The following is a 17,808-nucleotide window of genomic DNA, read 5'->3' on the forward strand; positions in this document are numbered from 1 at the left end:
GGACCCCAAACACGGAAACACACTACCCCATACCACCACCCCCCCCCCCAGCCACCCCCCCCCTCCCCCCCCCCCCCCCCCCCTCCCCCCCCCTCCCCCCCCCCTCCCCCCCCCCCCCCCCCCCCCCCCCCCTCCCCCCCCACCCCCCCCACCCCCCCCCACCTCCCCCCCCCCCCCCCCCCCCCCCCCCCCCCCCGCCGTCCCGTACGCTCGGCGGCCGGGCCGCCCGCCCGGCCGCCGAGCGCTCAGAACTTGTTGCGCGGGGTGATCCCCAGGGACATCCCCGCCAGGCCGCGCTGACGGCCGCCCAGCTTGCCCGCGATGGACCGCAGGGCAGCGCCCGCGGGGGACTCGGGGTGGCTGAGCGCCACCGGACGCCCGTCGTCGCCGCCCTCGCGGAGCCGCACGTCGATGGGGATCTGCCCGAGGACGGGCACGGTCGCGCCGGTCATCCGGGTCAGCCCCTCGGCGACCCGCTCGCCGCCGCCCGAGCCGAAGACGTCGATGACCTCGTCGCAGTGCGGGCACGGCATGCCCGCCATGTTCTCCACCACGCCGACGATCTTCTGGTGGGTCTGCACGGCGATCGACCCGGCGCGCTCGGCGACCTCGGCCGCCGCCTGCTGCGGGGTCGTGACGACCAGGATCTCCGCGTTCGGCACGAGCTGTGCGACGGAGATGGCGATGTCACCGGTGCCGGGCGGCAGGTCGAGCAGCAGCACGTCGAGGTCGCCCCAGTACACGTCCGCCAGGAACTGCTGGAGCGCGCGGTGCAGCATCGGCCCGCGCCACACCACCGGCTCGTTGCCGGGGGTGAACATGCCGATCGAGATGACCTTCACGCCGTGCGCCGACGGCGGCATGATCATGTTCTCGACCTGGGTGGGCCGGCCGTCCGCGCCGAGCATGCGCGGCACGCTGTGCCCGTAGATGTCCGCGTCCACCACGCCGACCTTCAGCCCGTCGGCCGCCATCGCCGCCGCCAGGTTGACCGTCACCGAGGACTTGCCGACACCGCCCTTGCCGGACGCGACGGCGTAGACGCGGGTCAGCGAGCCCGGCTGGGCGAACGGGATCTCGCGCTCCGCCTGCCCGCCGCGCAGCGACGACGCCAGGCCGCGCCGCTGCTCGTCGCTCATCACGTCGAGCGTGACCTGTACCGAGGTGACCCCGGCGACGCCCTCGACCGCCGCCGTGACGGCGTTGGTGATGGTGTCGCGCATCGGGCAGCCGGACACCGTGAGATAGACGGTGACGGCGACCGAGCCGTCGGCGCCGATGTCCACGGACTTGACCATGCCGAGGTCGGTGATCGGTTTGTGGATCTCCGGGTCGTTCACCGTCGCGAGCGCGGCGCGCACGGCGTCTTCGGTCGGCGTGGAGACTGCGGTGTCGGTAGCCATACGTCGATGGTACGGCGGTGGCCGAGCGCCGTTTAGCGCCCCCGGCCGTCGCCTTCGTCACTGCCCTCGTCGTCGGAGCCGGGGTCGGAGCCGGGGCCGGAGTCGGGGCCCGTCCCGGAGCCGTGCCCGCCGTCCGTGCCGCGCCTGGCCTCGGGGCCGCGTTTGGTGTGGGTCCTGCCGCCGCTGGGCCTGCCGCCGGGGCTCGTGCCGTGGCCGCCCCCGGCCTGCCGGTCCTCGATCTCCTTGAGCAGGTCCTGGAGTTCGGAGCGGATCCAGTCGCGGGTGGCGACCTCGCCGAGGTTCATCCGCAGCGCCGCGACCTCGCGGGTCAGGTACTCGGTGTCGGCGATGCTCCGCTCGCCCTGCTTGCGGTCCTGTTCGAGGTTGACCCGGTCCCGGTCGTCCTGCCGGTTCTGCGCGAGCAGGATCAGCGGGGCCGCGTACGACGCCTGGAGGGACAGCATCAGGGTCAGGAAGATGAACGGGTAGTTGTCGAAGCGGATCGACGGCGGCGCGAAGATGTTCCACAGCACCCACAGGATGATGAGGACCGTCATCCAGACGATGAACCGTCCGGTGCCCAGGAAGCGGGCCACGCGCTCGGAGAGCTTGCCGAACGCCTCCGGGTCGTACGTCGGCAGCAGGCTGCGGCGCGGGGCGCGCGGCTGGTCGAGCCGCACGCGGGGGCGCGAGGTGGCGGTCGCGCCGGGCGGGTGCCGGAAGCGCTCCCGGTCGCGGTCATCGGCCGCCATCGTCGCCCACCCCCGTCATGCCGCCCCGCGCGTCGTCGTCCGCCGCGTCGTCCGTGCCGTCGTCCGTCATGTGGTGCCCGTGCGGCCCGACCGCGCCGTGCAGATCCGTCTCGCGCCAGTCCTCGGGCAGCAGGTGGTCCAGCACGTCGTCCACCGTGACCGCGCCCAGCAGCCCCCCGGTCGCGTTCACCACGGGCGCCGAGATCATGTTGTACGTCGCCAGGTAGCTGGTCACCGCCGGCAGCGGGGTGTCGGGCGTCAGCGGCTGGAGGTCGGTGTCCACGATCGAGGCGAGCAGCGTGAACGGCGGGTCGCGCAGCAGCCGCTGGAAGTGCACCAGGCCCAGGTACTTGCCGGTCGGCGTCTCGTCCGGCGGCCGGCACACGTAGACCTGCGCGGCCAGCGCGGGGGACAGGTCGGGGTTGCGGATCCGGGCGAGCGCGTCGGCGACCGTGGCGTCAGGGCGCAGCACGATCGGCTCGGTGGTCATCAGCCCGCCCGCGGTCCGCTCCTCGTACGACAGCAGCCGCCGTACGCCCGCCGCGTCCTGCGGCTGCATCAGCGTGAGGAGTCGTTCCTGCTCGTCCGCGGGCAGTTCGGCCAGCAGGTCGGCGGCGTCGTCCGGGTCCATCGCCTCCAGGACGTCCGCGGCGCGCTCCTCCTTGAGCTTGCTGAGGATCTCCACCTGGTCGTCGTCGGGCAGCTCCTCCAGGACGTCCGCCAGCCGGTCGTCGTCGAGCGCCGCGGCCACCTCGCCGCGCCGCTTGGGCGACAGGTGGTGCAGGACGTTCGCCAGGTCGGCCGGGCGGAGCTGTTCGAAGGTCGCCACCAGGTTCTCCGCGCCCTGGCCGTCCTCGGCCAGCCGGAAGCCGGTCACCGCCGACCAGTCGACGGTGAGGGTGGCTCCCTTGCGGCGCAGGGCCCCGGGCCTGCCGCGGCGGACGAAGACCTTGTCGATCTCCCAGTCGCGACGGGCCGGGAGCTGGGTCATGGAGACGTCGAGGACGGTGACCTCCGCGCCGGACTCGCCCGCGCTCGCGTCCGCCGCACTCTGCCCGCCGTCCCCTCCGGCGTCCTGCCCCGCGTCCTGCCCCGGGTCCTCGGCGACCAGGCGCACCCGGCGGTCCAGCAGCTCGCCCAGCACCAGCGTCTCGGTCGGGCGCTGCTCGAAGCGGCGCATGTTCAGCACCCCGGTGGTGATCACCTGGCCGGACTCGACCCCGGTGACCCGCGTCATGGGCAGGAAGATCCGGCGGCGGCTGACCACCTCGACCACCAGGCCGAGCACCCGCGGCGGCCGTCCGCCGACCCGCAGCATCACCACGACGTCACGGACCCGGCCCACCTGGTCGCCGTTCGGATCGAAGACCGCGACGCCCGAAAGATGGGAGACGAAGACCCGCGGGCTGCCTGCGGCCATCGGGGGGCCTCCTACCGGTCCACGGAGGGCTGCTCCGGTCCACTCGTCATCCGTCGCCAGGCTACTCCCAGCCGATCTTGCCCGCCCCATGGGGTGCTCGCCGGGGGTACCGTGCGGTAGCTTCTGGACGCCTCCCCGGACTCGTCCGGGGTGCCCCCCGCCGTCTCCGCAGGAGGACGAGAACACGTGTATCCCGGCCGCCGGACCGCAGCCGCCGCTCTCGGAACACTGTGCGCGGCGACCGTACTCACCGGATGCCTCGGCTTCGGCGGCGACCCCGACGCGGGCACCAACGGCGTCGCCAAGCTGCCGCCCGCGACCGTCGAGCAGAAGGCGAAGACCGCCGCCGAGACCGCGCCGACCGTACGCCTGGCGGGCACGGTGATCAGCAAGGGGCAGAGCTTCCGCCTCGACATGCGGCTGCGGGACAACGGCGGCGTCGGCGAGGTCACCACCAAGGGCACGACCTTCCAGCTCCTGCGGGTCGGCGCCGACCTCTACCTCAAGGCGGGCGCCGACTTCTACGGCGACGCGGGCGCCGACAAGAACGGCAAGGCCGCCGCCCAGAAGCTCGACGACAAATACGTCAAGGTGCCCACCGACGACCCCGCGTACAAGCAGTTCAGCGGCTTCACCGACAAGAAGGTGCTGCTCGCCGACCTCTTCGTGCTCGACGGCGACCTCAAGCTCGGCGACCACCGCAAGGTCGGCGACACCAGGACCGTCGCCCTCAACGGCACCAAGGGCGGCTCGCTGGACGTCTCCCTCAAGGGCACGCCCTACCCGCTGCGCTACCAGCGCGCGGGCAACGCGGGGACGCTCACCCTCTCCGACTGGGGCGAGGACTTCACGCTCGCGGCGCCGAACAAGTCCTCGGTGGTCGACTACGGCAAATCGGTGACGACGAAGTAGCCGGGCCCGGTGCGCTACGCCTTGCGGCGGCGGGCCAGCAGCCTCGGCAGACCGGCCGGGACCGGATGCCGGGTCGTGGCCGGGGTCGCGACCGGGACCGCCGCGCCGGAGACGTCCGGCATCGCGCCGGGGTGCTCGACGGGAGCGCCCTCGGGCGCCAGCCGGAAGACCCGGCAGTCGCGGGCCCAGCGCTCGGTGACCGTCTCGGCGTCGACGGAGTTGAGCCGCTTGCCCTTCAGCTCCGCCACGGCCGCCTCCCACGCCTCGCCGTCCGGCGGCAGCAGGGCGACCAGGGCCGTCCAGGCCACCAGCCGCCCGCCCTTGTCCTTGCTGCGGACGACGACCGTGGCGCGCCCGCCGTCGGCGAGCCCCGGCGGAAGCGGCTGCTCGACGGGCCCGCCGCCGACCACGCACATCGCGCCGTCCACCCACGCGTGCCACAGCGCCTGGCCGTCCACCCACACCAGGCCCGACTTCTTGGTGGCCTCCTCGACGAGGGCGGTCTGCTCTGCGCTCACAGCGGTCGTCATGCCGCCACTTTAGGCGCTGGCCACAGGCGGCGGACCCCGGCCGGTATCACGGTACGGACCGACAGGTACGTGGACCCGCCATGGGCCTTACGCTGGTGGCTGCCGACGGGCGCGGCGCCGTGTCCGCCCCCGGTGTCGGACGCTCCGGTGTCCGACCCGCGGCCGTCCCTGTCACCGCACCGCGTCCGCCCGAGGAGTCCCGTGACCGCCGAGCCCGCCGCCGCGCTTCCGCTGCCGGACACCGGTACGGGGCCCGCCGCCGCGGGAGGGCCGGGCGCCGAGCCCGCCGCCGCGCGGACGCTGGACTTCACGCTGCTCACCGTGGCCATCGCCAGCGTCTCGATGTCGGCCCCGCTGATCGCCTCGACGGCCGCGCCCGCGCTCGCCATCGCCTTCTGGCGGAACGCGATGGCGGTCGGCGTCCTCAGCCCGTTCGCCCTGTGGCGGGGCCGTGCCGAACTGCGGCGGATGGGCCGCAGGGCGATGACGCTCTCGGTGCTCGCCGGTGTCGTGCTCGCGCTGCACTTCGGGCTGTGGCTGCCGAGCCTGTCGATGACTTCGGTGGCCACCTCGACCGCCCTGTGCACCACCACGCCGATCTGGACCACGATCATCCTGCGGATACGCGGCCACCGGCCGCCCCGGCTGGTGTGGGTGGGCACCGCGCTCGCCGTGGTGGGCGTCGTCATCCTCACCGGCATCGACCTGTCCACCGACACCCGGGCCCTCGCGGGCGACGCCCTGGCCCTCGGCGGCGGCATCGCCGCCGCCGGATACGTCCTGCTCGGCTCCGAGGTGCGCAGGACCGCGAGCACGACCGCGTACACCTACGTCTGCTACGCGACCACCGCCGCGGTCCTGCTGGTCACCTGCCTGGTCTCCGGTTCCGCGCTCGGCGGCTACGACGGCCGTACGTGGCTGAAGATCGCCGCCCTCACCGTCGTCGCGCAACTGCTCGGGCACTCGCTGCTCAACCGGGTGGTACGCGGCCTCGGCCCGTCCACCACCTCCACCGCGATCCTGCTGGAGACGCCGGGCGCGGCGCTGATCGCCGCGCTGTGGCTGGGCCAGATCCCGGCCTGGTCCGCCTACCCGGCGCTCTGCGTGATCCTCGTGGGCCTGGCCCTGGTGATCCTCGCCGACCGCAGGAAGACCGCCTGAGCGCCGCGCGCACCCGCGTCGGAGCCGGAGTTGGAGCCGGAGCCGGGGTCAGAGCCAGCCGTTGCGCCGGAAGCCGCGGTGGATCACGTAACAGATCGCCACGATGCCGATCAGCACGGTCGGATAGCCGAACTTCCAGCGCAGCTCCGGCATCGTGTCGAAGTTCATCCCGTACACGCCGGTGATCATCGTCGGGACGGCCAGGATCGCCGCCCAGGCGGTGATCTTGCGCATGTCCTCGTTCTGCACGACGGTGGCCTGCGCGAGGTTGGCCTGGAGGATCGAGTTGAGCAGGTCGTCGAAGCCCATGACCTGCTCGTGGACGCGGGCCACGTGGTCGGCGACATCGCGGAAGTACTTCTGGATTTCCGGGTCGATCAGCCGCATCGGCCGCTCGCCGAGCACCTGCATCGGCCGCAGCAGCGGCGCCACCGCGCGCTTGAACTCCAGCACCTCGCGCTTGAGCTGGTAGATCCGGCCCGCGTCGCCGCCGCGCGACGGCTTGCCGTTCTCGGCCGAGAAGACGTCGATCTCGACCTCGTCGATGTCGTCCTGCACGGCCTCGGTGACGGCCAGGTAGTCGTCCACGACCTGGTCGGCGATGGCGTGCAGCACCGCGGACGGGCCCTTGGCCAGCAGCTCGGGGTCGTCCTCGAGGCGGTGCCGCAGCGAGCGCAGCGAACCGTGGCTGCCGTGCCGCACGGTGATCACGAAATACCGGCCGGTGAAGACCATCACCTCGCCGCTCTCCACCACCTCGCTGGTGGCGGTCAGCTCGGCGTGCTCGACGTAGCGGATCGTCTTGAAGACCGTGAACAGCGAGTCGTCGTACCGCTCCAGCTTCGGCCGCTGGTGGGCGTGGACCGCGTCCTCGACCGCCAGCGGGTGCAGGCCGAACTCCTGGGCGATACCGGCGAATTCCTGCTCGGTCGGCTCGTGCAGACCGATCCACACGAAGCCGTCGCGCCCGTCGCACTGCTCGCCGCTGCGCCCGGCCCGCACGCTCGCCAGCGCCTCGCTGAGACCGACGGTGTCGCTGCACCGCACGCCGTCGCGGTAGACCGCGCAGTCCACCACCGCGCTGCCGGCGGCGGAGACGTCGTGAGTCGGCCCGTAGTCGTAGGACGCGGTGCTCTTGCGCAGCGCGGGGCGTACGACAGCGCGCAGATCACGGATCATCGACATGGCAAGCTCCTTCACGGACTGGCCGACGGCATCACGCCGCACTGAATGCTGATCAGGACGGGATCAGTACTGGCTGATCACCAGGCAGTTCAGGGCGCTCTTCCGACGCGGATTCGCTCCGCGGGCAGATCGTGAGGATCGTGAGGTCACGCGTTTCACGGCACAAGGGCCGGGTAAGTAGCGCGCAGGCTCACATCACGGGACGGCGTTCGGAAGAGCTGCCGGTACTGCACGGTCGACTCGGATCCACTGCAGTCCCCACCTCCTCCGGCCATGCCCCGCTGGGGGATGTCGTATATGAACACCCCACCTTAGCGCGTCCGCGTGCCCGCTCGACCGCGCTTGGCCGGTTCCATACGCGATCTATGCTCGCCGCATGGGTGATCTCCTGACGCTGGTCGAGGCGCGACTGCGCTCCGCCTTCGGCGCGCCGGACGCGCGCGCCGCCGTGACGTTCCTCGGCGTCGACCGCATCGAAGTGCTCCGCTACCGCGACGGTGACCTGCTGCGATACGCCACCCTCGGGATGTCGGCGCAGCCCATGAACGAGCCTCTCGCCACCGTCGCCGATCCCGTACGCGGCCCGCGCGCCGAACTGCTGCTGTCGGTACGCGCCGGTGTGGCCGAAACCGACAAGGTGCTGCGGCCGCTCGCCGTACTCGGCGCCTCTCCGCAGGTCGAAGGGGTCGTCGTCGCCCCCGGCAACTCGCTGGACGTCGGCGAGCCGCTCTGGCCGGGCGCGCCCTTCTCCGCCGTGCTCGTCGCCGAGGGCGGGGGCCTGGTCGAGGATCTGGTGCTCGACGCCCTCGACCCGGCGCCCGACCCCGTCCGCTTCCTGCCGCTGCTGCCGATGACCCACACCGAGGCCGCCTGGAAGCGGGTGCACGGCGCCGCCGCCCTCCAGGAACGCTGGCTCTCGCACGGCACGGACCTGCGCGATCCGCTGCGCGGGGCCGTGGCCCTCGGCTGATCCGGGCCGCCGGTCCCGGTCGCGTCCCGCGCTCCGCCAGGCGCGTGGTGTCGCTGAACCACCTGGGTGATCGTCCTTGACGGGGGCACGGACCCGGAGGACCGTTGGTCGTTATGAGGGGCGAACCCAGTTGCCCGAAGTGCGGTGGCAGGGTGCGAGCGCCCGGCCTCTTCGCCGACTCCTGGCAGTGCGACGAGCACGGGACCGTGTATCCGCTGCAACCCGTCGTGCCCCCGAGCGTCGAGGCGCTCGGCGTCGTGGTGCACCGCGCCCAGGTGCCCGTCTGGATGCCGTGGCCCCTGCCGGTCGGCTGGCTCTTCTCCGGTGTCGCCGCCGCGGGTGACGACCGCAGCGGCGGGCGGGCCACCGCCGTGGCCTGCTCGGGACCCGGTCCGCTCGGCGGACCCGGTGAACTCATGCTCATCGCCGAGGAGTTGGGCGTCGGGCTCGGCGCCCGTCACGCCGGGATTCCCGGGCCCGATCCGGGGCCCGGCATGTGCGTCGACAAGCCTCCGCACGCCAAGGTGCTCGCCGCCGGGCGGCCGACGCCGCTCTGGCACGTCAACGGCGCTCCCGACGACCGTGTCGTCTTCGCCGGCGAGGCCCGCGGGCTCTGGCTCTGGGCCATCGTCTGGCCCGAGCAGACCGGGCTCCTCATGTACGACGAGCTCGTCCTCACCGACCTTCGCGACGCCGGGGCCGAGGTCGACATGCTCCCCTGCGGGGCCCTCTCCCCCCGCCTCCTCGCCTAGCCCCTCCCGGGGGGCCACCCCCACCCGTACCCCCGCCTTGCGCAAGTCGGTCCCCCCCCGGGGGCGCGGCGAGCCCCCACCGGCCGGTGGTCCGGGGACTACCGGATTGCCCCGCTGGGGCGGGTGGTGACCTGCGGGAGCGCTTCGGCTGAGCGCGCAGTTCCCCGCGCCCCTTAAAGGATCGGCTCGCCGTCCGGGCGAAAGGCGGTGCGCCCCGTCAGGGGCGAACCCCTCACCGGCGGGTGGTCCGGGGACAACCGGTCTGCCCCGCTGGGGCGGGTGGTGTCGTGCGGGAGCGTGGTGGCTGGTGGCGCAGTTCCCCGCGCCCCTTGAAAGATCGGCTCGCCGTCCGGGCGAAAGACGGTGCGCCCCGTCAGGGGCGCGGGGAACGGCGCGGGTAACCCATCACCGGCTGGTGGTCCGGGGACTACCGGATTGCCCCGCTGGGGCGGGTGGTGACGTGCGGGAGCGTGGTGGTTGAGCGCGCCCGCGCGGCGGCAGCCGCAGATCAAGCACAGGCCCGCGCCCCTTGAAAGATCGGCTCGCCGCCCGGACGAAAGACGGTGCGCCCCGTCAGGGGCGGGGGGTGGCGGAGCAGCGGCGGGTGGGGTGGGGGGAAGGCTTATGCTGGCGGCTGGCCGAGAAGACACTACTGCCCAGCGGAGCGCCCCGGTGCGGATTGATTTGCACGCTCACTCCACCGCGAGTGACGGCACCGACGCGCCCGCCGAGCTGGTGCGGAACGCGGCGGGGGCCGGTCTGGACGTCGTGGCGCTGACGGACCACGACACGGTGGGCGGATACGCGGAGGCGACGGCGGCGCTGCGCGCGCTGACGGTGCCGTTGACGCTGGTCACCGGCGCGGAGCTGTCCTGTCGGATCGACGGGATCAGCATGCACATGCTGGCGTACCTGTTCGACCCGGAGGAGCCGGAGCTGTACCGGGAGCGGGAGCTGGTACGGGACGACCGGGTGCCCAGGGCGCGGGCCATGGTGGCGAAGCTCCAGGAGCTGGGCGTGCCTGTGACCTGGGAGCGGGTGGCCGCCATCGCCGGGGACGGCTCCGTCGGCCGCCCCCACATCGCGACCGCGATGGTGGAGCTGGGCGTGGTCCCCACCGTCTCCGACGCCTTCACGGACGACTGGCTGACGAACGCCGGGCGGGCCTACGTACCCAAACACGAGCTGGACCCCTTCGACGCGGTACGGCTGGTCAAGGGCGCGGGCGGCGTCACCGTCTTCGCGCACCCCGGCGCGCACAAGCGCGGCGAGACCGTACCGGAGTCGGTGATAGCGGAACTGGCGTCGGCCGGGCTCGACGGCATCGAGGTCGACCACGTGGACCACGACGCCCCGACCCGGGCCCGGCTGCGGGCCTTCGCGGCCGAGACGGGGCTGCTGGCCACCGGGTCGAGCGACTATCACGGCAGTCGTAAGACCTGCCGTCTCGGCGACTGCGTCACCGACCCCGAGGTCTACCGCGAGATCGCCCGGCGGGCGACGGGCGCGGTGCCCATCAGCGCCGTCTAGCGCCCCTACGTGACCCGGCTCCTCGCTTCGGGGAGCCCCCGGGGCCCCCTCCCGCGCCTGCGGCGCGGTGCGTTTTCCGGCCCCCAGCCACCCGTGCGGAGGTGACGTCGGCTGACGGCCTCCCCGTGGCCGCGGCCCGGTGGGCCCGTCCCCCCTCACACGCCGTCTGCCGGGCGCAGCCCGCCCCGCCCCCCTCACCAGAAAGTCGCCCCATGTTCGACGTCACCCTCTTCGGGTCGGTATTCGTCACGCTCTTCGTGATCATGGATCCGCCCGGTATCACGCCCATTTTTCTCGCGCTGACCTCGGGGCGCGCCACGAAGGTGCAGCGCCGGATGGCGTGGCAGGCGGCGCTGGTGGCGCTCGGGGTGATCACGGTGTTCGGGATCTGCGGCCAGCAGATCCTCGACTATCTGCATGTGTCGGTGCCCGCGCTGCGCGTGGCGGGCGGGCTGCTGCTTCTGCTGATCGCGCTGGATCTGCTGACCGGGAAGGCGGACGAGCCGACGCAGACGAAGGACGTGAACGTCGCGCTGGTGCCGCTGGGGATGCCGCTGCTGGCGGGCCCCGGCGCGATCGTGACCGTGATCCTGGCGGTGCAGCACGCGGACGGGTTCGGTCAGCAGATGTCGGTGTGGGTGGCGATCATCGCGATGCACGCCGTGCTGTGGCTGACGATGCGGTACTCGCTGGCGATCATCCGGCTGATCAAGGAGGGCGGTGTGGTGCTGGTGACCCGGCTGTCGGGCATGCTGCTGTCGGCCATCGCCGTCCAGCAGGTCGCCAACGGCATCTTCGGCTTCATCCACGGCGAGGGCTGAGCCCTGCCGCGGCCCCTCCCGTGGCCCCCGCCGGGCCCCCGGACACGCGAAAGCGCCCCGTACGTCTTCATGTACGGGGCGCCGATGCGGTGGGCCAGGCCCTGTGGCGTCGTCAGTCCGCGGGGCGGATGTAGATGCGCTGGCCTATGGCAGCGGCCTGCTGCACGATCTTGTTGACGGCGGAGGCGTCCACGACGGTGCTGTCCACGGCGTTGCCGTTTCGGTCGTCGAGTCGCATGATCTCGAAGCGCATGGGGCTTCTCCCTTCGTCGCTCGTTACATGTGTAGTCAACCAACACCCCCTCGAAAACATTCCCTAGACTAAAGAAACACTTTCTCGATCTAATTACTCACCGGTAAGGCTTGTGCCGTCGTCCCCCGCGCCGCCGGTCCAGAAGGCGATCAGCGCCGCCGCCGTCTCGGCGGGACGCTCGGTGTTCGGCGAGTGCTCCGCGCCCTTGATCACCGCGCGCTCGGCGCCCAGCCGAGTCGCCATCGCGTCCATCCACGACGGCGGCCACACATGGTCGACCTCGCCCGAGATCACCAGCTTCGGCAGCGGACCGGCCGCGGCCAGCTCGTCCACCCGGTCCGGCTCGTCCATCAACTGCCGTGCGGTGACAGCGAGTTGCTCTGGCAGCGTGGTCACCCAGCGGCGGTGCAGAAACGCCTCGACGGCGGGCGGGGTGTCCGGCTGCTCGCCGTTCTCCGCGTCCATCGACCGCATCGCCTGCCAGACGGCCTCCAGATCCATCACCGGCAGCACATCGATCAACAACTGGGTGCGGGTCTGTTGTTCCTCGGAGATCGCACCCGGACCCGTGCTCATCAGCGTCAACGACGCCCACGCGCCGGGACCTTGGTCGATCACCGCCGCCCGCACGACGAGACCGCCCAGCGAATGGCCCAGCAGATGCACGGGGCCGCCGCCGCCGGCCGCCGCGAGCGCCGCCGTCTGCGCGACCACGTCGGCCGCCAACTCGCCCTGCGCGTAGGCGCTCTCCTCGCGCGGGCCGCCCGACTCGTACTGGCCGCGGCCGTCCACCGCCACCACCCGGAAACCGGCCGCCGACAGCGGGGTGAGCAGCGGGAGGAAGTCCTCCTTGCTGCCGGTGAAGCCGGGCACGAGCAGCGCGGTGCCGCGCGGCGGGGCGTCGGGGGCGGGGGAGGCGTCGAGTACGGCGAAGGATCCGCGGGCCGTCTCCAGCCGATGGGCGGACACGTTCTCCGGCAGATCCAGGGCAGTGGGTCGGCTCATGAACCGAGATTACGCGGTGCATATGTCCGACAGGTTGCCTCCGCCCGATCCCGGTGTCCCCGGCACGCGAACGCCCCCGGCCGAGGGGCCGGGGGCGTTCGTCCGTACGGGTGCGGCGGCGGAGACGGCCGAGGTCAGCCCTCGTCCGCGGCCGTCGCGGCGACCGCCTTCCGGGTACGGCGGCGCGGGGTCTTCGGCGCCTCGTCCCCCGCGGTGGCGGGAGCCGGTACCTCGGCGACCTCGACCGCCGCGGCAGCGGCGGCGGCGGTCTTGCGGGGCGCCCGCTTGCGCACCGGCTTCGGCGCGTCCGCGGTGCTCTCCGCCTCCGGCGCGACCGCGGGTGCGGGCACCTCGGCGGTGACGGCCGTCGTGGCCTTGCGGGTGCGGCGGCGCGGTGTCTTGGGCGCCTCGTCCGCGACCGGGGTGGCCGGGGCGGTGGTCTCCTCGGGTTCGCCGTTGAGGATCGAGCGGCGTGCTGGGCGGCGGGCGGCCTTGGGCGCTTCCTCCTCGACCACCGGGGTCACCGCGGCGGGCGTCTCGGTGACCGCCTTGCGGGTGCGGCGGCGCGGTGTCTTGGGCGCCTCGTCCGCGACCGGGGTGACCGGGGCGGTGGTCTCCTCGGGTTCGCCGTTGAGGATCGAGCGGCGTGCTGGGCGGCGGGCGGCCTTGGGCGCTTCCTCCTCGACCACCGGCGTCACCGCGGCGGCGGCCGGAGTCTGCGCACCGACCGGCTCAGCGACGGCCTTGCGCAGGCGGCGGCGCGGTGCCTTGGGGGCTTCCTCGGCGACCGGAGCGGCGGGGACCGGCTCGACAGCCGTCACCGTCTCCACGGCGACCGCCTCGGGAGCGGCGCCGCGCGTACGGCGACGGCGGCGCGGGGTGCGGGGCGCGGCCACCTCGTCCGTACCGGGCTGGGAGACCGCGACGGCGGACTCCACGGCCTCGGCGCCGACGGCCGACGTGGGGGCCGCACCGGACGCGGCCTCGCCACCGCGGGTGCGGCGGCGCTGGCGCGGGGTGCGCGTACGGGCCGGGCGGTCCTCGACGGGCGCGGCGGCGGGCTTGCCGCCGGCCGGCCGACGGCCGTTGCCGCGGGCGCCGCGGCCACCGGTCTCGCCCAGGTCCTCGACGACCTCGGCGTCGAGACCGGCACGCGTCCGGTCCGCCCGAGGCAGTATCCCCTTCGTGCCGACCGGGATGCCCAGCAGCTCGTAGAGGTGCGGAGACGTCGAGTACGTCTCCTCCGGGTCGTTGAAGGACAGCACCAGCGCCTTGTTGATGAGCTGCCAGCGCGGGATGTCGTCCCAGTCGACCAGCGTGATCGCGATACCCGAGGCGCCCGCGCGGCCGGTGCGGCCGATGCGGTGGAGGTAGGTCTTCTCGTCCTCGGGCGTCTGGTAGTTGATGACGTGCGTGACGCCCTCGACGTCGATACCGCGCGCGGCCACGTCGGTGCAGACCAGCACGTCGACCTTGCCGTTGCGGAACGCCCGCAGCGCCTGCTCGCGCGCGCCCTGGCCGAGGTCGCCGTGGACCGCGCCGGAGGCGAAACCGCGCTTCTCCAACTGCTCGGCGACGTCGGCGGCGGTCCGCTTCGTACGGCAGAAGATCATCGCGAGACCGCGGCCCTCGGCCTGGAGGATGCGCGAGACCAGCTCGACCTTGTCCAGCGAGTGGGCGCGGAAGACGTGCTGCGTGGTGTTCGCGACGGTCGCGCCCTCGTCGTCCGGCGCGGTGGCGCGGATGTGGGTGGGCTGCGACATGTAGCGGCGGGCGAGGTTGATCACGGCGCCGGGCATGGTCGCGGAGAACAGCATCGTCTGCCGCTTGACCGGCAGCATGCCCATGATCTTCTCGACGTCGGGCAGGAAGCCCAGGTCGAGCATCTCGTCGGCCTCGTCCAGGACGAGCGAACGGATGTGCTTGAGATCGAGCTTCTTCTGGCCCGCGAGGTCCAGCAGGCGGCCCGGGGTGCCGACGATCACGTCGACGCCCTTCTTGAGCGCGTCGACCTGCGGCTCGTACGCCCGGCCGCCGTAGATCGCGAGCACGCGTACGTTGCGGACCTTGCCGGCCGTCAGCAGGTCGTTGGTGACCTGCTGGCACAGCTCGCGGGTGGGGACGACGACCAGGGCCTGCGGGGCGTCGGTGAGCCGGTCGGCGGTGGCGCGCCCGGCCTCGACGTCGGCGGTCACGGTGACGCGCTCCAGCAGCGGCAGACCGAAACCGAGGGTCTTGCCCGTGCCGGTCTTGGCCTGGCCGATGACGTCGTTGCCCGCGAGGGCGACCGGGAGCGTCATCTCCTGGATCGGGAAGGGGGTGATGATGCCGACGGCCTCAAGGGCCTCGGCGGTCTCGGCCAGGATGCCGAGACTGCGGAAAGTCGTGGTGGTGGACAGGATGCTTGCCTCTTCTGTGAGACGCGGCACTGTGCGGCGAGGGGGGTCGAGCGGCCGTGTCGCGGAAAAGACGACGCCGGTCACTGACCGCGCAGAGGTGTCGTACAGCCGTGGGCGGCTGTGCAGCGCGGGACCGCTGCCCTCGCTCGTGTCGCGAGTGGGCCCCTCCCGATGTCAGGAGGGCGGTCGGTGTCGGAGCCGATCGGGCCACCGACCGGGCATCCAGGTGTTGCATACGTCGCCCGCCGAGGATCGGAAGCAAGCCGATTTTCGGCGGGTGCAATACCACTCTACCCCGGAAACACGTAGCTGCACCCGATCAAATGTTTCGTTCGGGACGGCACCGGCACGTCATCGGCCTGTCACCGGCCCCGCGAAGATCACCGCACGGGTGCGTACGGGCCGCTCCGACTTGGCTATTGTGCCCAGCATGGAGACGCCTGACGAGAACACCACGCCCGCCACCGGAATCGCCGCCCAGGACTGGACCGCCGCGTCCGCGGACCCGCAGTACCGGGCCGCCGTCGTCGATCTGCTCGGGGCCCTGGCGTACGGCGAGCTGGCCGCTTTCGAACGGCTCGCGGACGACGCGAAACTCGCGCCGACCCTGGAGGACAAGGCGGAGCTGGCCGCGATGGCCGCCGCCGAATTCCACCACTTCGAGCGGCTGCGCGACCGGCTCACCGAGATCGGCGAGTCGGCGAACAAGGCGATGCAGCCCTTCGGCGCCGCGCTCGACGAATTCCACCGGCAGACCGCGCCCTCGGACTGGCTCGAAGGGCTCGTCAAGGCGTACGTCGGCGACTCCATCGCCTCCGACTTCTACCGCGAGGTCGCCGCCCGGCTCGACACCGATACGCGCACGCTGGTGCTCGCGGTGCTGGACGACACCGGGCACGCGACCTTCGCCGTGGAGAAGGTGCGCGCCGCCATCGCCGCCGAGCCGCGCGTCGGCGGGCGGCTCGCGCTGTGGGCGCGGCGGCTGATGGGCGAGGCCCTGTCGCAGGCGCAGCGGGTGGTCGCCGACCGCGACGCGCTGTCCACCATGCTCGTCGGCGGGGTCGCCGACGGCTTCGACCTCGCGGAGGTCGGACGGATGTTCTCGCGGATCACCGAGGCGCACACCAAGCGGATGGCCGCGCTGGGCCTGGCCGCGTAACACCACGTAACACCGCGTAACGCCTCACCGCGAAACTCTCCGCCCCGTCACGGCCGGTCCCGTCACGACTCCTGAGGACGCCGGTGGCCGCGTCAGACGCTCGACGCGGTCACTTTGGCGTGGCGGCCACGCTTCGGCGGGCGGGCCAGGACGCTCAGCATGGCCGCCCCCACCGCCAGCGCGGCGGGCAGCGTCGCCTCCGGGTGGCCGGGGCCGACGATCGTGCGGGTGACGAGGCCGCCGAGCAGCGCGGCGATCGGTCCTGTGGCCAGCAGCAGCGGACTCAACGGGAGCCGGAGCGGGAAGAGGCGGGCGGCGGCGTAGGCGGCGCCGAGCCCGAGGGCGACGTAGGCGACGGCTTCCCAGAGCATCGTGATCCCTTTCCGGTGGTACGGCTGGTACGGACCGGTGCGCTCTGGTCCTACCCCTGTGGAGGCCGGGACAAAACGAAGGGCGGCAACCGGTTGCACCGGTTGCCGCCCTTTCGGCCCCTTTCAGGGCCGGACGTTCAGAGCGAAGCGCCGAAACCGACCTTGCGGGCGGACGGCTCGCCGATCTCCACGTACGCGAGCCGGTCGGCGGGGATCAGGACCTTGCGGCCGTGCTCATCCGTCAGACTCAGCAGCTTCGAGGCGCCGGACAGCGCGTCGGCGACGGCCTGCTCGACCTCCGCGACGGACTGCGCGCTCTCGATGTTGATCTCGCGCGGCGCGTGCTGCACGCCGATCTTGACCTCCACGGCTTGGATACCTCCGATGGTCTGGCGGTGTGCGCGGTTGGTTTCGCGCCGTACGCAGCAAAGACTAGCCCGGAGCGGCCGGTGGAAATCCGTACCTCGGCAACGCCGTGAGCGAACAGGCCCGGGGCGACGCGGACGGGCGGCGGGGCACCGCCTCAGTGGTGGCCCTCCGCGCCGTGCAGCGGGAATCCGGCGATACCGCGCCAGGCCAGGGAGGTCAGCAGGCCCACCGCGGTGTCGCGCGGCACGGTGCTCTTGCTCGCCAGCCAGTAGCGGGCGACGACCTGGGAGACACCGCCGAGGCCGACGGCCAGCAGCATCGACTGGTCGCGGGAGAGCCCGGTGTCCTCCGCGATGACCTCGCTGATCGCCTCGGCGCACTGGAGCGAGACCTTGTCGACGCGCTCGCGGACCGCGGGCTCGTTGGTCAGGTCGGACTCGAAGACCAGCCGGAAGGCGCCGCCCTCGTCCTCGACGTACGCGAAGTACGCGTCCATGGTGGCCTCGACGCGCTTCTTGTTGTCCGTGGTGGACGCCAGCGCGGTCCGCACCGAGTGCAGCAGGGATTCGCAGTGCTGGTCGAGCAGCGCGAGGTAGAGCTCCAGCTTGCCGGGGAAGTGCTGGTAGAGCACGGGCTTGCTCACGCCGGCCCGCTCGGCGATGTCGTCCATCGCGGCCGAGTGGTAACCCTGCGCCACGAAGACTTCCTGGGCCGCGCCCAGCAATTGTTCACGTCGGGCCCGGCGGGGCAGGCGTGTGCCGCGCGGCCTCGCCTGAGCTTGCTCGATGGCTGTCACGCCGCCTCCCAAATCTGAAG

General features: G+C 72.7%; 18 protein-coding genes. 7 read left to right on the forward strand and 11 right to left on the reverse strand.

Translation table 11 applies throughout. From position 1 onward, the window contains the following. Positions 1-245: 245 nt before the first annotated feature. The 3 genes from ACZ37P_RS37885 to ACZ37P_RS37895 are packed head-to-tail and all read right to left on the reverse strand — an operon-like array spanning position 246 to position 3,575. Positions 246-1,403: an Mrp/NBP35 family ATP-binding protein gene (locus ACZ37P_RS37885; RefSeq protein ID WP_355348575.1), complete on the reverse strand. Its 1,158-nt coding sequence runs from the start codon at positions 1,401-1,403 to the stop codon at positions 246-248. Positions 1,404-1,435: 32 nt separating this feature from the next. Continuing rightward, on the reverse strand, positions 1,436-2,155 hold the full coding sequence (locus tag ACZ37P_RS37890; RefSeq protein WP_401725646.1) for a DUF1003 domain-containing protein: 720 nt from the start codon (positions 2,153-2,155) through the stop codon (positions 1,436-1,438). After that, positions 2,142-3,575 carry a magnesium transporter MgtE N-terminal domain-containing protein gene (locus tag ACZ37P_RS37895; protein WP_391052866.1) on the reverse strand — a complete coding sequence of 478 codons (1,434 nt, stop codon included), beginning with the start codon at positions 3,573-3,575 and terminating at the stop codon, positions 2,142-2,144. Before ACZ37P_RS37895 ends, ACZ37P_RS37890 begins: the two co-directional genes overlap by 14 nt. A gap of 186 nt (positions 3,576-3,761) precedes the next feature. On the opposite strand from ACZ37P_RS37895, the gene ACZ37P_RS37900 reads away from it, so the two are divergent. After that, positions 3,762-4,487 (forward strand): hypothetical protein, encoded by a 726-nt coding sequence (locus tag ACZ37P_RS37900; RefSeq protein ID WP_355348581.1) that lies wholly within the window; start codon positions 3,762-3,764, stop codon positions 4,485-4,487. Between the two features lie 14 nt (positions 4,488-4,501). Here the strand turns inward: ACZ37P_RS37900 and ACZ37P_RS37905 are convergent, their stop codons facing one another. Continuing rightward, a complete protein-coding gene (locus tag ACZ37P_RS37905; protein ID WP_467351028.1) occupies positions 4,502-5,017 on the reverse strand; it encodes a hypothetical protein in 516 nt (171 codons plus the stop codon). 201 nt (positions 5,018-5,218) lie between these two features. Between ACZ37P_RS37905 and ACZ37P_RS37910 the strand changes: the two genes are divergently transcribed. Beyond that, entirely contained in the window at positions 5,219-6,178 is a 960-nt protein-coding gene (locus ACZ37P_RS37910; RefSeq protein WP_467351031.1) for a DMT family transporter, read from the forward strand. Positions 6,179-6,226: 48 nt separating this feature from the next. Here the strand turns inward: ACZ37P_RS37910 and ACZ37P_RS37915 are convergent, their stop codons facing one another. Next, on the reverse strand, positions 6,227-7,363 hold the full coding sequence (locus ACZ37P_RS37915; RefSeq protein WP_355348587.1) for a magnesium and cobalt transport protein CorA: 1,137 nt from the start codon (positions 7,361-7,363) through the stop codon (positions 6,227-6,229). A gap of 376 nt (positions 7,364-7,739) precedes the next feature. Here ACZ37P_RS37915 and ACZ37P_RS37920 point away from each other — a divergent pair, with 376 nt between their 5' ends. From ACZ37P_RS37920 to ACZ37P_RS37935, 4 genes are all read left to right on the forward strand, one after another. Next, a complete protein-coding gene (locus ACZ37P_RS37920; protein ID WP_355348590.1) occupies positions 7,740-8,333 on the forward strand; it encodes a suppressor of fused domain protein in 594 nt (197 codons plus the stop codon). Positions 8,334-8,446: 113 nt separating this feature from the next. After that, positions 8,447-9,085, forward strand: coding sequence for a DUF6758 family protein (locus ACZ37P_RS37925; protein ID WP_355348593.1), 639 nt, complete (start codon positions 8,447-8,449; stop codon positions 9,083-9,085). 672 nt (positions 9,086-9,757) lie between these two features. Next, entirely contained in the window at positions 9,758-10,615 is an 858-nt protein-coding gene (locus tag ACZ37P_RS37930; RefSeq protein WP_355348596.1) for a PHP domain-containing protein, read from the forward strand. A gap of 212 nt (positions 10,616-10,827) precedes the next feature. Next, positions 10,828-11,436 carry a MarC family protein gene (locus ACZ37P_RS37935; RefSeq protein ID WP_188284666.1) on the forward strand — a complete coding sequence of 203 codons (609 nt, stop codon included), beginning with the start codon at positions 10,828-10,830 and terminating at the stop codon, positions 11,434-11,436. Positions 11,437-11,548: 112 nt separating this feature from the next. Here the strand turns inward: ACZ37P_RS37935 and ACZ37P_RS37940 are convergent, their stop codons facing one another. The 3 genes from ACZ37P_RS37940 to ACZ37P_RS37950 all read right to left on the reverse strand — a co-directional run bounded on the left by ACZ37P_RS37940 (position 11,549) and on the right by ACZ37P_RS37950 (position 14,994). Then, complete coding sequence (locus tag ACZ37P_RS37940) at positions 11,549-11,689, reverse strand: hypothetical protein (RefSeq protein ID WP_355348600.1); 141 nt, start codon at positions 11,687-11,689, stop codon at positions 11,549-11,551. A gap of 93 nt (positions 11,690-11,782) precedes the next feature. After that, entirely contained in the window at positions 11,783-12,694 is a 912-nt protein-coding gene (locus ACZ37P_RS37945; RefSeq protein WP_355348603.1) for an alpha/beta fold hydrolase, read from the reverse strand. A gap of 134 nt (positions 12,695-12,828) precedes the next feature. After that, positions 12,829-14,994: a DEAD/DEAH box helicase gene (locus ACZ37P_RS37950; RefSeq protein ID WP_467351048.1), complete on the reverse strand. Its 2,166-nt coding sequence runs from the start codon at positions 14,992-14,994 to the stop codon at positions 12,829-12,831. A gap of 529 nt (positions 14,995-15,523) precedes the next feature. Between ACZ37P_RS37950 and ACZ37P_RS37955 the strand changes: the two genes are divergently transcribed. After that, the gene (locus ACZ37P_RS37955; protein WP_355348606.1) at positions 15,524-16,252 is read left to right on the forward strand and encodes a ferritin-like fold-containing protein; all 729 of its coding nucleotides are present in this window, start codon (positions 15,524-15,526) and stop codon (positions 16,250-16,252) included. Positions 16,253-16,344: 92 nt separating this feature from the next. Here the strand turns inward: ACZ37P_RS37955 and ACZ37P_RS37960 are convergent, their stop codons facing one another. The 3 genes from ACZ37P_RS37960 to ACZ37P_RS37970 form a co-directional block, all read right to left on the reverse strand. Then, complete coding sequence (locus ACZ37P_RS37960) at positions 16,345-16,623, reverse strand: hypothetical protein (RefSeq protein ID WP_355348609.1); 279 nt, start codon at positions 16,621-16,623, stop codon at positions 16,345-16,347. 137 nt (positions 16,624-16,760) lie between these two features. Further along, complete coding sequence (locus tag ACZ37P_RS37965) at positions 16,761-16,991, reverse strand: DUF3107 domain-containing protein (protein WP_188281577.1); 231 nt, start codon at positions 16,989-16,991, stop codon at positions 16,761-16,763. A gap of 155 nt (positions 16,992-17,146) precedes the next feature. Then, the gene (locus tag ACZ37P_RS37970) at positions 17,147-17,788 is read right to left on the reverse strand and encodes a TetR/AcrR family transcriptional regulator (RefSeq protein ID WP_467351036.1); all 642 of its coding nucleotides are present in this window, start codon (positions 17,786-17,788) and stop codon (positions 17,147-17,149) included. Positions 17,789-17,808 lie beyond the last annotated feature (20 nt).

Source organism: Streptomyces sp. NPDC024632, assembly GCF_055559175.1.